This window comes from Pseudoalteromonas rubra, assembly GCF_000967655.1.
GTDB classification, from domain to species: domain Bacteria; phylum Pseudomonadota; class Gammaproteobacteria; order Enterobacterales; family Alteromonadaceae; genus Pseudoalteromonas; species Pseudoalteromonas rubra_A.
Genome location: NZ_JXYA01000050.1, coordinates 1 through 16,767, shown reverse-complemented (window position 1 = coordinate 16,767; position 16,767 = coordinate 1). Strand labels below are relative to the sequence as shown.

General features: G+C 47.9%; 14 protein-coding genes. 6 read left to right on the top strand and 8 right to left on the bottom strand.

Going from position 1 to position 16,767, the window contains the following annotated elements; genetic code table 11:
- From TW77_RS25430 to TW77_RS25990, 6 genes are all read left to right on the top strand, one after another.
- Positions 1–184 (top strand): hypothetical protein (locus TW77_RS25430; protein WP_162197974.1); only part of this gene is annotated, 184 nt, incomplete at its 5' end.
- Positions 185–198: 14 nt separating this feature from the next.
- Positions 199–369, top strand: coding sequence for a hypothetical protein (locus TW77_RS25260; protein ID WP_156158715.1), 171 nt, complete (start codon positions 199–201; stop codon positions 367–369).
- Between the two features lie 652 nt (positions 370–1,021).
- Positions 1,022–3,205 (top strand): winged helix-turn-helix domain-containing protein, encoded by a 2,184-nt coding sequence (locus TW77_RS19380; protein WP_046006625.1) that lies wholly within the window; start codon positions 1,022–1,024, stop codon positions 3,203–3,205.
- A gap of 698 nt (positions 3,206–3,903) precedes the next feature.
- Positions 3,904–4,041: a hypothetical protein gene (locus TW77_RS25255; RefSeq protein WP_156158714.1), complete on the top strand. Its 138-nt coding sequence runs from the start codon at positions 3,904–3,906 to the stop codon at positions 4,039–4,041.
- Positions 4,042–4,158: 117 nt separating this feature from the next.
- Positions 4,159–4,728, top strand: a complete 570-nt coding sequence (locus TW77_RS19375; protein WP_046006624.1) for a hypothetical protein — start codon at positions 4,159–4,161, stop codon at positions 4,726–4,728.
- Between the two features lie 771 nt (positions 4,729–5,499).
- Positions 5,500–6,186, top strand: a complete 687-nt coding sequence (locus tag TW77_RS25990) for a helix-turn-helix transcriptional regulator (protein WP_052713280.1) — start codon at positions 5,500–5,502, stop codon at positions 6,184–6,186.
- A 1,032-nt stretch (positions 6,187–7,218) separates the two neighbouring features.
- On the opposite strand, the gene TW77_RS19365 is transcribed toward TW77_RS25990, so the two are convergent.
- The 8 genes from TW77_RS19365 to TW77_RS25675 all read right to left on the bottom strand — a co-directional run bounded on the left by TW77_RS19365 (position 7,219) and on the right by TW77_RS25675 (position 16,694).
- Entirely contained in the window at positions 7,219–9,645 is a 2,427-nt protein-coding gene (locus tag TW77_RS19365; protein WP_046006623.1) for an ABC transporter permease, read from the bottom strand.
- Positions 9,638–10,348, bottom strand: coding sequence for an ABC transporter ATP-binding protein (locus TW77_RS19360; protein ID WP_046006622.1), 711 nt, complete (start codon positions 10,346–10,348; stop codon positions 9,638–9,640). Before TW77_RS19360 ends, TW77_RS19365 begins: the two co-directional genes overlap by 8 nt.
- A gap of 24 nt (positions 10,349–10,372) precedes the next feature.
- A complete protein-coding gene (locus TW77_RS19355) occupies positions 10,373–11,629 on the bottom strand; it encodes an efflux RND transporter periplasmic adaptor subunit (protein ID WP_046006627.1) in 1,257 nt (418 codons plus the stop codon).
- A 171-nt stretch (positions 11,630–11,800) separates the two neighbouring features.
- Positions 11,801–13,390: an ATP-binding cassette domain-containing protein gene (locus tag TW77_RS19350; protein ID WP_046006621.1), complete on the bottom strand. Its 1,590-nt coding sequence runs from the start codon at positions 13,388–13,390 to the stop codon at positions 11,801–11,803.
- A gap of 79 nt (positions 13,391–13,469) precedes the next feature.
- Positions 13,470–16,124 (bottom strand): class III lanthionine synthetase LanKC, encoded by a 2,655-nt coding sequence (lanKC, locus tag TW77_RS19345; protein ID WP_046006620.1) that lies wholly within the window; start codon positions 16,122–16,124, stop codon positions 13,470–13,472.
- Positions 16,125–16,295: 171 nt separating this feature from the next.
- Positions 16,296–16,409, bottom strand: coding sequence for a class III lanthipeptide (locus TW77_RS25685; RefSeq protein ID WP_205623889.1), 114 nt, complete (start codon positions 16,407–16,409; stop codon positions 16,296–16,298).
- A gap of 35 nt (positions 16,410–16,444) precedes the next feature.
- Positions 16,445–16,552, bottom strand: coding sequence for a class III lanthipeptide (locus TW77_RS25680; protein WP_205623888.1), 108 nt, complete (start codon positions 16,550–16,552; stop codon positions 16,445–16,447).
- 34 nt (positions 16,553–16,586) lie between these two features.
- Complete coding sequence (locus TW77_RS25675; RefSeq protein WP_205623888.1) at positions 16,587–16,694, bottom strand: class III lanthipeptide; 108 nt, start codon at positions 16,692–16,694, stop codon at positions 16,587–16,589.
- Positions 16,695–16,767: the final 73 nt, after the last annotated feature.

Genomic DNA, 16,767 nt, shown 5'->3' with positions numbered 1-16,767 from the left:
CACTATGCACCCTTTTTCACTTAGTAACACACAGCAAGAACAAGTCACTGGCGGTCTAAACGGTGAGGTGATCACCAATCAATGGATGTGCGAAACAGGCGGACCAATTCGCGTTACTATGGCTATCCCTGAAGATGGCAACGATCCGTTACCTCCGATTTACCCTGTAAAAGACATCATGTAAGAGGAACAAGAACTATGCATCCTTTTTCATTAAAAAAAGAACAAGAACAATTGGTTACAGGCGGTCTGCGTGCGGGCATTATAGATATCACACTGGCTGAGGGCGAAACCGGTGGGCCAATACACGTGACGATGGCAATTCCCGAGGATGGTGATGATCCGTTACCGCCGTTTGAGCTGATATAACCTTGCATTAAAAAGCTGTAGCACCACGTGATGTGTGCTACATGATGTATTGAAACAATTAATATCAAAGGAAAAGTACATGAAAGAGTTAAATTCAGTTAAAGAATTAGCGTCAGTCACGGGTGGTATTGGTATCGGCATCGGCCTGGGTGATCCGAACGACCCGACACGCACTATCTGCTAATAAATTGCAGATACCCAGAATTACTTGTTGTTGCGGGCTGGATGTAAATTCAGCCCTTTTTGTGTTTCCATCGCGCTGTATCATGTGACCTGCTGGGGCATTACAGGGCATGATAAACATGGACCATGTAAGATCGCTTTTGTCCGTCACAGAGGGTATTGTTTACATCATGGCAGCGATGGACCTTTAAAGGGAATATTATTAAATTAGTGAAGTTCACAGTATGTTTCTATATATCAGTGGCTTGAGTTTTGACCATAAGAACGGGTGGGAAGATTCTTCACCGTTAATATTACTAAATTGTTTTGTTTTTGTGATTTACTATATATTATCGTTGAAGATGAAATGAAAGAGTCACTATTATTGAAAAGATGTGACTCATACTGATTTAATAACTTGCCATTCGCTATTGTCCCTATCCGAACTCAGTCAGGGATAAGGTGAAAGGATATGGGATCATGAGTCACCATGAATGAAGTAAGATTTTCAAGGCAGGTCAAGGAGGTTCGGTTTGGTGCCTGGATACTAGATCCAAAGCATCAAAGCATCACTGATGGAGAGGTTGAGCGGGAGCTTGAACCCCTGTTGTTTCGACTGCTTTGCTACCTTATCATCAACAATGAGCAGATCATCACTCGACAAAACCTGGTAGAAGATGTCTGGGCGCAACACTATGTCGATGACAACGCGATCAATCGTGCAATGTCAGAATTGCGAAAGATCCTTAAGTCTGAAAAGCAAAAAGGAACGATTGTAAAGACGCATTACCGTAAAGGGTATAGTTTCTTTCTTGAGCCAGAAATTGTTTATTATGAGCATGTTGAAAAACCGTCGACGTCTTACGCAGCGGCCAATACTGACTCAAACACCCCCTCCACTTTGCCTGAGCAGCCTGTACTTTCTACCCAGCAGCATACTGCAATAGCTGATAATCATGGCAAACGTGCGCTGCGGTGGCGTTATGTGTTACTACCTTTACTCCTCATCTTGGCTCCACTGGCTTGGTATATCCTGCCGGCAGGCCTGTTTACAACAAACCAAGAGTCTCATTTACTGACCCGCAGTAAGATAGAAGAAAGTGTGCTTTCCTGGTTACCTGGTCGTTATGCCACGCTCAACCTGTCTCCCAATAAACAACAGGTTGCCTTTTCTTTTATTCAGTCTGATAACAAAAACTATGCGCTGGTGGTGAAGTCTCTGGAAAGTGGGCATGAAAAGCGCATTGGCAACCCGGGTGTGAATTACTTCCCGGTCGGGTGGTCGGTTGATTCCAGCTTTATTTATTATCGGGCTGTGAGTGAAGAACAGTGTCAGGTGTGGCAACTGAGTGCAGATTTTATTACCAGCAACCGCCATGTTTTTGATTGCACGCTGCACTATACAACGGGTGGTGGCGTGTCGGCAGGGCGCTTTGTCTATTCCAAAAGTGGTTATCGCAACCGCGATGAGTTGTCTGTATTAACGAGTCGCGATCTGAGCAGCGGTGATGAGTTTCAAATTACCTCACCCAACCTGAATTCTTATGGCGACCGTTTTTTAACATATATTGCTCAGAAGCAGGTGATCCTGTTTGAGCGCAGACAGTATGAATCCAACGAGCTGTATATGACGGATCTGGACGGTGGCAATCAGGTTAAGTTATTTGAGTCGGCAAACCGGATCTGGGCCGTAAACTATAATGCTGAACAGGATTTGGTCAGCTGGTTTGATAATACCGCAAATCAGCTATACCGCTTTTCTCTGGCGCAGCAACGACTACATAGTGTTGAGCAACTTCAGACTGCACAACAATATGCGAGCTCTCAAATACTGGATAGCAATACCTTATTGATGGTGAGTTACCCTTTTCAGGCAGATGTATTCTTATTAGATCAGCAGACTTTCGCTCTGACAGAGCTTATTTCGAGTCCACTGGAAGACACCTCCGCCACAGAGGTGGGTGACGAATTTTTATTCCTGACGCGTCAGGGGGATCAGCGTATCGTGAGAAAGCAGCAATCTGATGGTCAAATTGTGCCGCTGGCGCTGCCACAAGATGGTTACACTGCGTTGCGCTATAACTCAGCCAGTGATCATTTATTACTCCAGTATAAGGATAAAATTGAAGTATATAAGCTGTCGGATATGACGTTAGCTGACAGTATTGATGCCGAGGGGGTCGTAGTGGCAGCTGAGTTTATCGGACCTCATGAGCTGGGTTATGTGGTGGTCGATGATCATAAAGTGAAAAGCCGAGTGTTTAGCTATTCTCTGACAGATAAAAAAGTCACGCCACTGCCAACATCGGATTCGTTGTGGATAGGGCGTCTTGATGACGAGCACCTGGTGTCTTTGTCTTCCAGTGACAAAGTTGTACTTTACAATATCCAGTCTGGAGAGATAACCCAAACCATTGATTTACCACAGGTGAAGTATAAACACACGCTCGCTATTGGCGAGGGGGATATCTACCATTCAGACGGTGAAACCATCTACAAGCTTGATTTTAGTACTCCGTCAGTGATCTCTGAGTTTTACCATATAGATACCTCCAAATATGTGATTAGTAATATGAAATACTCTCAAAAGCGGGGTGGGTTAATCTTGGATCTGATTGAAGTTGTGGAAAATCAGTTGATTAAAGTCACGTTGAAAGAGGCAGAGTCATTGTGACATGTCTCTTCAGGCTGTCGCTCATTATGGACGGCAAAGTCGTGAGGCCACTCACCCTACAGCAAAGCATGACATCCTGCCCGGCTGCTCCCTCAGGAGCTGTGTATTCTAACCAGGTCAGCGCAAAAGAGTTGAGTGTCTGGTTTTAGACTAGGCCATCACATGTTTGCTATGTGATGGTCGCCGTATTCTGTTTCAAAACAAGCGCTGTAATGCCTGTATCCAGTAATAAGCGCACCTGTCTCTCTCACTACCTGTACATGAGCCCATTCCAGATGAGTATGAACCCGCTGTGCACGGCGGTAAACCTGATTTATCTTGAGCTTTTCTTTCCCCTCAGGGTGTGAACTTCGGCATCACCCTGTAAGTCGCGTTGCTCTGGCAACCCTCTTCGTTTAATAAGGGCGGTGGCAGTTTTGTCGTAGTCTGATCCTTTGTCTGCCTTGCCAGGCTCAGCGTGCTGTGAAACGGATAATCAACACAGATCTCTTGATTTTTTGTCCAAAATGGAATTATTCGGCAATCGCAGCAATTCTTACACTCCATTATTCGCATATATAACAATAAGTTAAAAAATGGTGCTGGAGGTAAGATAAGATTTAATAATTACCGAATTTGCGATGGCTTGGCTAAGGTAGTTAGTAACGAAACAACACAGTTTCAATCGCACAACTAACCCAAACAGCAGGAGCTGCAAAATGCTTACACTAAAAACAAAAAAGCTAAAAACACTGTCTAAACAAGAGCGCTTAGGTGCCAAAGAAACACGCGTCATTGCGGGTGGCACTAACACAGAGACTTATACTGGGACTGTTGATTCAAAACAAAGGAATTGAGACGCAAAACCTCTGCATCACATTGCGCAAACGAGTCTTTTATCGATAAAAAGCAACCATACTTGCAGTGCATAGTTGTTGTGATGCCCATACACAAGGAAAAGAACATTGCTGAATATGACATTTCCTCTGCTGGCTGCCGGGGTGCTTGCAGGGCAGTTAACACTGCAAGAGCCCAGTAGTGAGTTTTATTACTCCAGAGATTCTGTGACCATTTTGGCCGCCCCTCAAGTGGCAAATGGTACATGGGTCGATAAGGGCTCGGTCCTGGTGACCATCCAACCAGAGCACGGCGATAAAAGTCACGCGCTGATATCTAAATCCGACGGTTACATTGATTATGTCAGCGATAAATTGTCACCTGGGTATCAAGTGATGGCGGGTGAGATGCTGTTTATTATCCGCTCTGCGCGTATACTGGCCAAGCATCAATTGGTTGAACAGATCTCTGTGCCTGATATTCATCCGCAGCAGACGGTTTGGTTATGTGAGCAGGCAAAAGCATGGCCTATGCGTGTTGACGAAGTAACACAAACGAGCTTGCTGGTTTCAACGCATGTACAGGCCGGTGACTATGCGGATCTAAAATCACTCAGTCAGAAGTCACAACTTGCCTTGTACACAGAACGTCATGCCTGTTTGGCTGACAGCATTCAATTGGCGTCCGAAACACACGCTGTTGACTGAATTGGCGCGCATCGCGGCATTTAATTTCTTTGCTGTTCTGCATCCTCTGTTGTTGCCATGAGTCACTGTCCTCTTTCCTCTTAATACAAGCACCTACACCGTTAACCTTGTGCCACATGGTATCGCCAGATACCCCGCATCGGGCGCAATAGAATGTGCGCCAGGTACAGGCTTCATTGTGCTACCACGACTAAGAATTAAAACGCGCTGCGATCAGGGCTCCTTTCTCCAATCGATTATGTGTGAGTGACAGTGCAGGAGAGCTTCGCTTGTGCACATGTGATGGTGGTGGCACTTCAACCTGCATTGCGGTTATACACCGATGCCCTTGCTCAGTTACAGGCTATCTGTTTCAGTCGTATCGCATGAAAGTGGCAAACAGGGGGTAGCCGGATAATGTGGATCCAAAACTCGCGTTCTGATAAACCAAATCGATAAGGGCCGGTCTCGTTTGTAGCTGTATTCCATTGAACTCTGTCAGCGACGCAGGCGCGTTATGGTGTTTCCAGGCCACTGTCTTAAGTGATCCAGACAAAGTGTGTGAGCAGCATAAAATGGCTGAAAAATATGCGGTGAAAGAGGCTTCAATATAGACTCTTATTAATACATACAGAGTTCGTTTCATTCATAATAAAATCTCGTAATTGTATGAAAATAAAGCTAATGTTCTTGTTTTTGCGGTTTTGACCAAGGCCTTTTAGTGGCGCAGTATAGAGACTAGATTGATATGACAACACCACTTGCAATTACTTGATCCGTAAGGAGCCGCCAATGAAAGCACAACTCGAACATTATGCACATGACCTGTTTGCCAGTAACCATGTACTGAAGTCGTCTATTGAGCAGTTTGAGGCGATAGAACAAGGTGATCAACTGTCTGGTGCACTACAGGAAATAGCCTCACAGTCAGGCTATGAGTGCCTGGCTTTTGTTGATTTTATGCCTATGTCTACCACAGTATACGACATGAACTTATACGGTCATTACCACACCACACTAGAGAGCCATCTGGACACGCCTAAGATGTATAGCCATTTTAAGTCGGGTATGCGCATTGCTGCTATGTCGAACTTACTGGCTCATGCGGATGAGCTTGAAAACCTTTACGCACTGCCTTTGCGCGGCGTATCTGGGATAGTGGGTGGACTGGTGTTTAATATTCCTGAAGATGTTGCAAAGCAAAGTAGCATTGAATCTATTGATTGGTATTGGACGCTTTTGTCACCTTACTTGCTCAACGCGGCTTTGCGTTGCCGAACCGTCAGACTCTCGATCACCAAGCGAGAGCGAGACTGTCTGTTGTGGGCTTCAGAAGGCAAGACATCCTGGGAGATCAGCCAGATCCTGGGTATTACAGAGCGCACGGTGAATTTCCATCTCACGAACTGTATAGAAAAAACCCAAAGTGCTAATCGTCAACAAGCCATTGTTAAATGTATTATCAATAACTTAATCTAGTTTTTGTGCGTAAGTTTTACGGCTGTATGCCACCTGCTGAGAGCGATACAGACTAGGGAGATAACCATGTTCGGGTTTGGAAATAAAAAATTAAGTAAAGAAATTATTTGGGGTGTAGGGCCGTCGGAATCCCAACCGGGCAGCCTGCTCCCCACAGATACGAAACGGGATTTATTTGATCTCTAAGCACCAATTGTCGTGCGAAGTGTCCTGTTAGCGCACTATCGTACGGGTGTCGTGCACTGGCTGATCCGCCGGCAAATACTCCGTGGATCAGTGTTGTCGTTTGTGTACGACGAGGCAGCTAAAATCGACTCCACAGAAGCGAAGCCAACCGTTCACTTTTGGCCTTTCATTTCCTCGTCCTGAACACTTGGCGCTCAAAACCAGTGCCTCCTTAGCGACAAGTTTACCCAGCATCTAAAGCGAATGATCCGAGTCGTATCACACTCACAGCACTTAGTCCCTTTTTGATACTGAGCCCTATCACACCGGTAAGGATTGTCGTACTTGTCGCAGTATGAAAGCGTGCGTGATGCGGGGGACGTTGCCAGTACTTGGCGAGCGAAGAGCAAATTATCACATTACAGGCCGGTGGCTTGATAGGCATTTGCTTGAGCAGCTGTCGTCTTATATGAAACGGGTATAAATCTGGCTGGCAACGGCAGCGCTTGATGTCCTGACACAGCATAGTGGTGTGATTCAATAAATCCGGACACCGTTAGCGCCGCCTATACTTGCGCAGGAGGTTTAGCTCAGTACACCTATGCTTAATCAGCTCCAGGAATAGGTCCGGCCTAACGGGTTAAATATTCCTTACTCAGTACATCAACCTTGGGCAGAAACACACGTAATGTGTCCTCGCTGCCAGAAATGAGAGTGGCTCTGTGGCAGTTGTACGCGTAAGCGATGTGCGCCCGAATTAAGTGACTAAATTAAGCGATTGGTGTTATTAGGTGCTGACAGGAAAGGAAAAAAGGGGCCACATTGCTGTGAACCCCTTTACAATCATGATTAGGTTGGCTGAGCGCTTTATTCGTAACGCAGCGCTGCAGAGGGTTTGGTACTGGCCGTTTTAAAGACCTGTGTGGCAACGGTCAGCCAGGTGATAGTGCCTACTAGGGCGGCTGCGATCAGGTAAATGGCATAGGGGTGTGCAACGCGCTCGTTAAAGTTCGTGAGCCAGTCGCTGACCAGCCAATAGGCCAGCGGAAAGGCGATGAGCGCGCTGCCCAGCACTAACTTAATATACTCCATGGCCAATAAGTTGATCAGCTGAGGGCGCGTGGCGCCTAATACTTTGCGGATGGCCACCTCTTTACTGCGGCGCTGGGCACTGAAAGAAGATAAACCAAAAATACCTATGACAGTCAGGACAATGGCCAGCGCGGTGAAGGTGAAGATCACCTTAGATGCCTGCTGATCTCCCTGATAAAGCAGCTGATAGCGCTTAGAGATTGACTCGATATCGGCACCGACTACACCAAGGTGCTGTTGCAACACGCTCTGAACTTCCTGACGCAATTGTGCCTGGTCGGTTCGGGTATGCGCCAGCACGAGATTGGCCTGCGACATGCGGCTGTAACCACAAATAAAGAACAGCGCAGACGATGCATCGCGAGAGGAACCAATTTTAATGTCTTCCACAATCCCAACGACTTTTGCACGGATACTCTGACCTTCTTGATTGCCTACCACCACGCGCCAGGTCTGGCCTATAAGGCTGTCCATATCCACCTGATTGGCCTGCATCGCAATCTCACGACTGATAATGATACTGGCACTGGGCTGCGACTCATCGCCTTGCTGATACCAGTCACTGCTAAACTGGCGACTGAAGTCCCGACCATGTAGCAAGGTGAGGCCCTGGTTCTCGACCGTCTGATAGCCGGTGCCAATAAAAGGGATGGGCATATTAGCGGGATCGGCACCGGGCCAGATTAATCGCGCCGAGGTATTAGTGCTGCTGGTCAGCGCGGTGTCACTGACGCCAACACTGGTGACACCGTCCAGGCGCTGCAGGGCATCCGTCAACGCAGAGCGGCTGTTAAATACTTCAGTGGCATTCAGGGCGCGGATCTCCAGGCGGTTTTCTTTGGCATAGCCGGTGTCGAGCGTGGTGAGAAAGACCAGTTGCTGATAAAGCACAAAGGTTGCGATGATCAGGGTAATAGATAGGGCGGCTTGTGCAACCAGTAAGGACTTACGCACCCAAATGGCCGTGGCGCCACGTTGCAGATCGCCACTAAGCACGCGTTTTGCGTCAAATGAAGCGATAAACAGGGCCGGGTATAACCCCGCAATAACACCCACCGTTACTATGGTCGCACTAAACAGCGCAATAAAGGGGAGGCTGAAGGTCAGTGACAAAGCCTTATCAACCAGCTGATTAAACCAGGGCAGTGCCAGTTCGACAAATACCAGAGCCAGTAAACCGGCGATCAGGGTGATCAGCACCGATTCCAGCAAGAATTGCAGCATCAGCTGAAAACGCGAGGCACCCAGCGCCTTTTTGACGCCCACTTCTTTAGCGCGCTGCGCCGCCTTTGCGGTGCTCATATTAATAAAGTTAAAACTGGCAACCAGGATCAGCAAGATACTCAGGCCAATGCTGATATGGACATTATCGGCAGAGCCATTGGCTTTGAATTCAAATCGGGAATGACCATACAGGTGGATATCCAGCAGGGGCAACAGTGTCACCTGCACCATGTTTTTACCCTTGTATACCATCTCGTTGTATTGCTCCGTGAGCACTTGTTCGAGCTGTGTGCGCGGCTGCTGTGCAGAGTCATCAAACCGGGTGCGCAGATAGACATAGGCATCATTGCTTTGCAATGCAGGCTGCCCGGCCTGTGACGGGGTCATGGCGGCAAGGCCATTAAAATCAAAGTGGGTGTTGTCCGGCAGGTCTGCAAAGACGGCAACCACACTCCAGGTAATATCACCTTGTACCAATGTCTGGCCAATCACGTCGCTTTGGCCAAACAGACGGATCGCTTGGGTGCGCGACAGGGCAAGCTTGGCCGGTTGTGTCAGCGCAGGCGCGAGCTCGCCATGCAGTATATCCAAAGCAATAAACTGAGTGAGGTTATCCGTGGCGGCGAATACCTTGTCTAACTTTTGCTGTTGGCCGCGGATCTGAATATCACTGCCATGACGCTGGCTCAGATTTAGCAGGTAGAATGCGGCTTCAATATCATTGAGTTTGGTAAATTCTTCAGCCATCAGTGGGCTAGACACAGGCGCGTCCAGGCCCATGGAGGGCCAGCTTTGTTCTAGCCTGAAAACATGACTGGCATTGGGCTGGTGGTCATCATAGCTGAGTTCAAACTGGCTATAGAGTGCGATTAATAACGCCGCGCCCAGACCGATGGCCAGCCCGGTGACGTTAAGCAGCAGGTGAAATTTCTGCCGTAAAAAGGCCCTCAGTGCGCCCATCAGATAGAGTTCAAGCATACGCTGCCTCCGGCATGCTGTGCTGAGCCGCCGGGCGCTCATGCGAGATTATTTCACCATCCAGTAGCCGGACCGTTTTGTTGCCGTATAAGGCATCCTGCTCTGAGTGTGTCACCATCACTATGGTGGTGCCGTCTCGATTGAGCTGCTGCAAAAGCTGCATCACTTCTTCGCCATTTTGTGAATCTAAGTTACCGGTTGGTTCATCGGCGAGGATCAGGCTTGGGTTACACACTAAAGCGCGTGCGATGGCGACACGTTGCTGTTGACCACCCGACAATTGCTGCGGCAGGTGACCGGCACGGTGGGCCAGATTAACCCGAGTTAGCATGGCCTGTACTTGTTCCTGACGTTGTTTTTTAGCCACCTTTTGATAGATCAAAGGCAGTTCAACATTTTGCGCTACGGTCAGGTCATCAATTAAGTTAAAGCTCTGAAATATAAAGCCCAGCTGGCGTTTTCTAAGCTCTGCCAGTTGCTGTTCGCTGTAGCGCTCAATGGCTTGATCTGCAAATCGATAGGTGCCGCTGGTGGGGCTGTCTAGCATGCCCAAAATAGAAAGTAAGGTTGATTTTCCGCAACCCGAAGGTCCCATGATGGCAAGAAAATCTCCTTGCTCCACATGCAGGTCGATGTTGTGTAGCGCCGTGGTTTCGACCTCTGAGGTGCGAAAAACCCGGTTAATTTGTTCTAGTTTTATCATGATTGTTCTCGGTTTGTTGAGGTATTAGTTCAGCATTAAGGTGTCGGCGTTATTGAACGCGCTGTAGCTGGACGTGATGACAACATCTCCTGCGTTCAGGCCGCTTAATACTTCGAAATAGTCGTTGTTCTTTTTGCCCAGGCGGATCGACTTTCTGATGGCCTTATTGCTCTCTTTATCAAGCACAAAGACCCAGTTTCCGCCGCTTGCAGAGAAGAAGGCGCCACGGCGTAACATCAAAGTGCTGGCCTGCGCATCCCCTAAATGCAACTCCAGATCAACGCTCTGGCCGCGTTTGAGTTGGGTCAGCTCAGTGGGCAAGTCGAGTTCGACCTGAAACTTGGCGTCTTTCACCCGGCTGTCTATCTTGGTCACAGTCAGTGCAACGGGCTGACCATCGAACAAAGCAATGGCCTGCATATCAACGGTGACCTGGTTGAGGTAGTACTCGTCAACTTCCGCAACCAGTTTGTACATATCGGGGATGTCAATTTGACCCAGGCGATCGCCTCGCGCTTTAGACTCGCCAATCTCCGCTGCCAGTTCACTCACATAGCCATCTGCCGGGGCACGAACGAGCAGGTCTTCGAGGTTTTTACGCGCAAAAGCCAGGTTTTTCTGCAGCATCTGAGCGCTGTCTTCAAGCTGCTCAATCTGGATATTACGGATCTCATTTTCCGCTTTTTGACGCTGCAAGGTGAGCTCTCGGCGCTGTTCGTAGTAGCTCAGGTCTTGCTCTAATGTAGCAATCTGATCTTTGGTGATCGCACGGTGTGTTTGTAGTGCCAGCGCTTGGTTCAGTTTACGTTTCAGGTGCTGGATTTGATGTTCAATTTCCAACAGATCACGACGCAGGTTCAGCTTGTTGTTTTCCATTGTCATCTGAGTATTGCGTAAAAAGTTAAGTTGCTCAGTGACCTGGGCTTCTCTGCTGATCACATCGAGTTGCAGCGACATGTTAGACAGGCGCACCAGTGGCTGGCCTTTGGTGACGAAATCGCCGGGCTCAACATGTTTTTCCTCAACGCGACCGCCCGAGAGCGTATCCAGCAAAATAGCGCGTTTAGGGGCTATGCTGGCTCTGAGTCTGATTTGTTCCGTAAAGGTCCCTCGGATCACTTCTGAGTGAACCAGGGTGCTTTGATCTATGGTCTGTGTCTGTCCCTGTGAGCGGCTATCCTGATAGGCGTAGCTAATTGACAGTAAACTGCCACACAGACCTGCCCAGATTAATGACTTCTTTAGTTTAGTGTTACGTGAAGTAGTAATTTTCTTATCCATGCTCATGGGCTTTCCCCTTTGGAACCTAAAGTGAACTTTGTAGATTAAATATACTTGTCGGATGGGGGCTTAGTTAGCTGTAAAATACAACAGGATCATGATGGCGGGCGCAGAAAAGGGCTACCCATCCATGGGCGGCCCGTGTCGGTGTTTGGTCTGTGAGGTAGGGCGTCAGACGAGCTTAACGTTCCCTTGTCCCTCTATATTTAAAAAGCGGTTAAACATGTGACTGAAGCGGTTTCCTTCGTGCATTATCATCAATAAAGCCGCATTTTGTGTGTAGTCATTAATGATCTGCAGAATATCGCTTTTGCTGGCATCGTCGATGTTGGCCAGTGGCTCATCAAGCAAGTAAACACTGGCTGTTTTAAGCAGGCATATCGCTATCTGACACTTTTTCTTCTGTCCTTCAGACAGACGTTCAAAGGGCTTATCTAAACATTCCAGTATGCCGAGTTTTGCAATCAGTTCGTCTGCTTTTTGGCGATCGCCACCTTGTGCGATAATGCGGTCAATATTGTCCCCTAAGGTGCCAGGCAGCAGGCCAAAAGGATATAAAGAGGCACTGATGTGTGACATCGCCGGTTTTGAGATCTCGCCCTGATTTGGCGTGTAAAAACCTGTCAGCAAATGTGCCAGGGTACTTTTTCCTGCGCCATTGGGGCCACTGATCAATACGCGGTCGCATTTATCAACCGTCAGAGTGGTGCTCTTTAAGATGGGTTTGGCCTGAAAATCGAAGTCAACATTGTTAAAGCTGATCGTGTCGCTGTCGGTGAGCTCAGTGTGCGCATCGGCATCTGTGGCCAGCGATTTAAATTCGGAGTAGCGGTCCAGTAATGCGTCTAAGGTTGCCAGGCGGGGCACCAGGGCTGAGAGTTGCTCAACGGCATTGATGATCAGGCTGAAGGCGCGCGTCAGGGCAAATAAGGAACCTATGGTGATCACACCCAGAATGACCTGAAATCCCGCGACTATGATAACGGCTAACTCTGTGTAAGAGAGAAAAACGGCACTAATTGACTGATACAGGGCACTGTAACGGGTATTCTTATACTGGGCATCCAGTGAGGCCTGCAAACCTGATTTAATGGTGCTCTGCGCGGTTTTGTTTAGCGAAAACAAGCGAACATGCTTATAGCTGTCTACAACGGTTGCTAAAATCGACTTAAACTGCGCTTCAGATTCCTGCAATTGCTTGGTGCTATCACTGATCTTGCCGCTGAAACGATTCGCCAGTAAGTACAAGCAAGGTAAGATGATGGCCAGGGCCAGCGTGATCTCCCAGCTGATCCAGATGGCTACCGAAATACCCGAAATACAGATAAAGATACAGGTCGTAAATGCAACCAGGGTATCTATCATTTCTGAGAGTTTTTTCGGCTCATCATAGAGGCGGGAAATATAGTAACCACGACCATGATGGGTTATCTCCTGGCAGTCATGCTGATAATAGCTATTGGCCAGGTCGACCGATAATTGTTCCTGTAAGGTATTTTTGATTTTCTGTCTTGTCAGTGTGGTCCAGTAAATAAGCAGGCGACCACCGGTGGCAACGGAGGTCACAATAATGGCTAACCACATAAAGAACGACTGATTACCTTCATTGATGGCATCAATCAGCCATTTTAAGGCGAGCGGATCGACAACAGTAAAAAATACTGCCTGAATTGCAGTCAGTACCAGCAACAAGGCCAGCCGAGACTTTTGCGGGGCCAGTAATTGCCCGGCGGTTTTTAAGTTCGATTTACTGATAGGCATAAAAACACTTCCTATATAACCCCGGTTCACCGGGGACTGTGTGGGCAGTCTGATATGGCCTGACTGCCTCCCTCATTTTTTACAAATCATGCATGAAGCGATGACCACCGGTAGCAAGCCTGTGCAGCATCATGCCAATGCCCGAAGAGCCAAACGCATAATCCACAGATAAGCGCACAGAGTGACGACTTGGGTAGATTTCACCTTGCTGACGGTCGATGGAGAACAGCGTTAATCGTTCACTGATCTCGCAGGCAACCTGACGATAGTGATTATTTTCAGTGATTTGATAGAGGTCGATGAAAAACTCAACGATGCCGGAGACACCAATAAACTGGCCCTGGTCAACTGAGTAGCGAGAGTATGCCGACAGTGCAATCGACTGTGCGAGTTCAAGGTAGCTGGCATCGCCTGTTTCTCGATAGAAGCGGATCACCACGGCACCAATGCCTGCTGCACCATGCTCCCAGTAAGGCAGAACGGTTTTGCTGTCTACCGTTTTACCCCATTGATATTCGCCCTCATCGGTGAGGCCGGCCTGAATATCGTGTGCCAGCGCCGCTTTGGCAAACTCCAGTGTCGCTGTGTTATGGGCCAGCTTGGCCAGATAGAGCAAGAACAGGGCGATTCCGGCGCTGCCGTGTGCAAAGCCAACCGGGGTTTCTTCCTCTTCTGCAACGGGAAAGTAGCAACCATGCTCGGTGTCGCAAGCGCGCAGCTGAAGTTGCTGTGCAATGGACTCGGCATGCTCAAGGTAAGCCGCGTCGTGATAGCGGGTATACAGCTTCAGACACATATAGCCGATACCGGCCAGACCATGTGCAAAGCTTACCGCATCAAATTTATTCATTGACTCCAGGGCATAGTTAGCCCAGCGCTTTGCCTGTACTTCTCGGTCGAGTTCGAGTTCGGCCAGTGCCATACCTGCGTATCCAACGAACAGGCCAGCAGTAGAGGTTTGAGTCTCAAAATCTGCGATTTTCTCCAGCAAATGTGGCGGTACATCATGCCCTGTTTTGGCCATAAACACGGCGGGTCCATAGTAGCCATAAGTCAGCGCCAGAGGGTGAACATCAAATGCCGTGTAATCGATGGGCATAAAATGTGGGTCGATGTTGGTCTTGATCCCGTGTGCAATAAACGTGGCGATTTTATTCACCCGAAGCGAAAAGTCCTCAGCATGTGCAACGGGGTGTTGAGCGTAATCAGGTAAGGCCGTTATAAACTGCGCGCTGTTATTCGCACTCTGTGGATTGGCGGTCGCGGCCAGCTTATCTAATGCGCTGTGTGCTTGCTTAGGTTCGCCATCGGCCAGCTTCTGAATGACTTCGATCAAATAGGGATTCAGTGCGCAATCACTTTGGAGTTTGTGCAGTAGTTGCCACCGCTTCTCAGGGGCCAGGGAGAAAATATGCAGCGCTGGAAAAATCATGCTGTACAGTGCCATGGCCAGAGCAAACCAGTCGCCTTTATAGGTTGCACCGGTATCCATAAAGTCTTCGTTACTAAACCCGGGGGTCGTCAGTAAAGCCCGTTGCATCTGAGCATTTTGCTCCGGATGATAGGCACCTTCGAAATCTATGAATCGAATTGTTTTGGCCTGTTCGTCAACCAGAATATTGTTTGGTGATACATCGCCCAAGACCACGCCGCGTCGATGCGCTTCTGTCACTGCTGCAATGGTTTCGCGTGCGATCCAGATAAAATGCTGTTGGAATCGCTCAGCACTGGCAACGTCTGCGACAAATGGCACCAAAGTGACTTCTTTTTTACCGCGATAATTGCGTAGCGGCGTGCCGTCAATGTATTCCTCAACTAAGAATGAATGTTCCCACTCGGTAAACCAGTCTATGGCGGTTGGAAAGTAGCGGCTACTGCTGAGGGTTTTGATCACGTTAAATTCGTTCAGCAGTACTTGGTCGGCGTACATCGCGCCCTGATCTGCCACGCTGGAGAAGTGCACGTAAGGCCGTGCTTCTTTCACGACAACCGTCTGTGAAGTTTGCAGATCTTTTGCTTTGTACACACCGCCACTATTAGAAAAAGACAGTGCCTCAAGTACTTCATACCTACCATTAAGGGGCGCGATGCTTTCATCCGTGCTGGCTGTAAGTTCAAAGGGTTCCTGTACCCACTCAGGCAATGTATAAAAGGCTTCGCGTTCATCTTTGATAAGCGTGCCATCAGGCTTTTTGATACAGGCAACCTGGCTGCCATCCGCTTGTTGTTGTGGCAATAATTTAAAACCACCATAACGGTAATATACGACCTTACTGTCTTTATAACGCTTATCTGACAGGATATAAGGGCCATTAAATGCTTTTGTTGCCTCATAAATGGCTTGGATCAGCTGTTTAAATATGGGCACACTGCGTGGGTAAATGGTGATGAGTTTGCCAGAGCTCCCTCTGCCGGTGGCTTTAGATGCCATTTGGTTGGCGATGTCCTGGCGGCAAATAACTTTAAATGATGTGTCGAACTCTATACATTGTTGCAGGGTTGCGCGAATGATTGCCAGTGCATCTTCGCTAGAGGCTGAAACGTGAATTTTAAAGCCCTGCTCGGGTAGTTGGTGATAGCTGGGGGTTGCCGAGAGCCAAATACTATGGTGCTTGGTTGACCAAGATTCTGGGACTATTGACGAGACTGCCTGCGCAATGGTTTCGTCTGGCTTCATGATAGCGGGTTGAGTAAAGTACTCATTGTCACCCAACATATAAGAGTTATTATACATACCGACACCTGTTGTTATTTAAAGTTTTTTGAATAGCAAGGAGCTGAGCAAACAGGTGGTGTGCACTCTTGGTCAGGCAATCCATTATTAACCCGACCCAGAGGTATCTGAAAGAATTTATCTCCTTTCAGACTCAGTCACTGTTTTTATCTCAGCCCAGCCATAGAGCACTTAAAGTGCTTTTTCCAGTCTGCTGCCACAGTGATTGGAAATGGTGCTCCATTCCTGGATCTCTGCGTTGTCATTACCTGATGCGATGCTTTGTAGTTTTAATACGTTGTTCATGTTTTATCTCCGATATAAAGTTATAATTGTCAGGCTTATTTAAGCTGAGAGCTACCACAGTGGTTAGAAATAGTGCTCCACTCTTGGATTTCTGCACTGTCTTTTCCTGCTGCTACTGCTTGAAGTTTTAATACGTTGTTCATGTTTTATCTCCGATATAAAGTTATAATTTCAGGCTTATTTAAGCTGAGAGCTGCCACAGTGGTTTGAAATAGTGCTCCACTCTTGGATTTCTGCACTGTCTTTGCCTGCTGCTACTGCTTGAAGTTTTAATACGTTGTTCATGTTTTATCTCCGATATAAAGTTATAATTGTCAGGCTTATTTAAGCTGAGAGCTACCACAGTGGTTAGAAATAG

Bases quoted from the DNA above. Each gene is read 5' to 3' on its own strand.
- TW77_RS25260 (WP_156158715.1), top strand. From the start codon at position 199: ATGCATCCTTTTTCATTAAAAAAAGAACAAGAACAATTGGTTACAGGC.
- TW77_RS19380 (WP_046006625.1), top strand. From the start codon at position 1,022: ATGAATGAAGTAAGATTTTCAAGGCAGGTCAAGGAGGTTCGGTTTGGT.
- TW77_RS25255 (WP_156158714.1), top strand. From the start codon at position 3,904: ATGCTTACACTAAAAACAAAAAAGCTAAAAACACTGTCTAAACAAGAG.
- TW77_RS19375 (WP_046006624.1), top strand. From the start codon at position 4,159: ATGACATTTCCTCTGCTGGCTGCCGGGGTGCTTGCAGGGCAGTTAACA.
- TW77_RS25990 (WP_052713280.1), top strand. From the start codon at position 5,500: ATGAAAGCACAACTCGAACATTATGCACATGACCTGTTTGCCAGTAAC.
- TW77_RS19365 (WP_046006623.1), bottom strand. From the start codon at position 9,645: ATGCTTGAACTCTATCTGATGGGCGCACTGAGGGCCTTTTTACGGCAG.
- TW77_RS19360 (WP_046006622.1), bottom strand. From the start codon at position 10,348: ATGATAAAACTAGAACAAATTAACCGGGTTTTTCGCACCTCAGAGGTC.
- TW77_RS19355 (WP_046006627.1), bottom strand. From the start codon at position 11,629: ATGGATAAGAAAATTACTACTTCACGTAACACTAAACTAAAGAAGTCA.
- TW77_RS19350 (WP_046006621.1), bottom strand. From the start codon at position 13,390: ATGCCTATCAGTAAATCGAACTTAAAAACCGCCGGGCAATTACTGGCC.
- lanKC (WP_046006620.1), bottom strand. From the start codon at position 16,124: ATGTATAATAACTCTTATATGTTGGGTGACAATGAGTACTTTACTCAA.
- TW77_RS25685 (WP_205623889.1), bottom strand. From the start codon at position 16,409: ATGAACAACGTATTAAAACTACAAAGCATCGCATCAGGTAATGACAAC.
- TW77_RS25680 (WP_205623888.1), bottom strand. From the start codon at position 16,552: ATGAACAACGTATTAAAACTTCAAGCAGTAGCAGCAGGAAAAGACAGT.
- TW77_RS25675 (WP_205623888.1), bottom strand. From the start codon at position 16,694: ATGAACAACGTATTAAAACTTCAAGCAGTAGCAGCAGGCAAAGACAGT.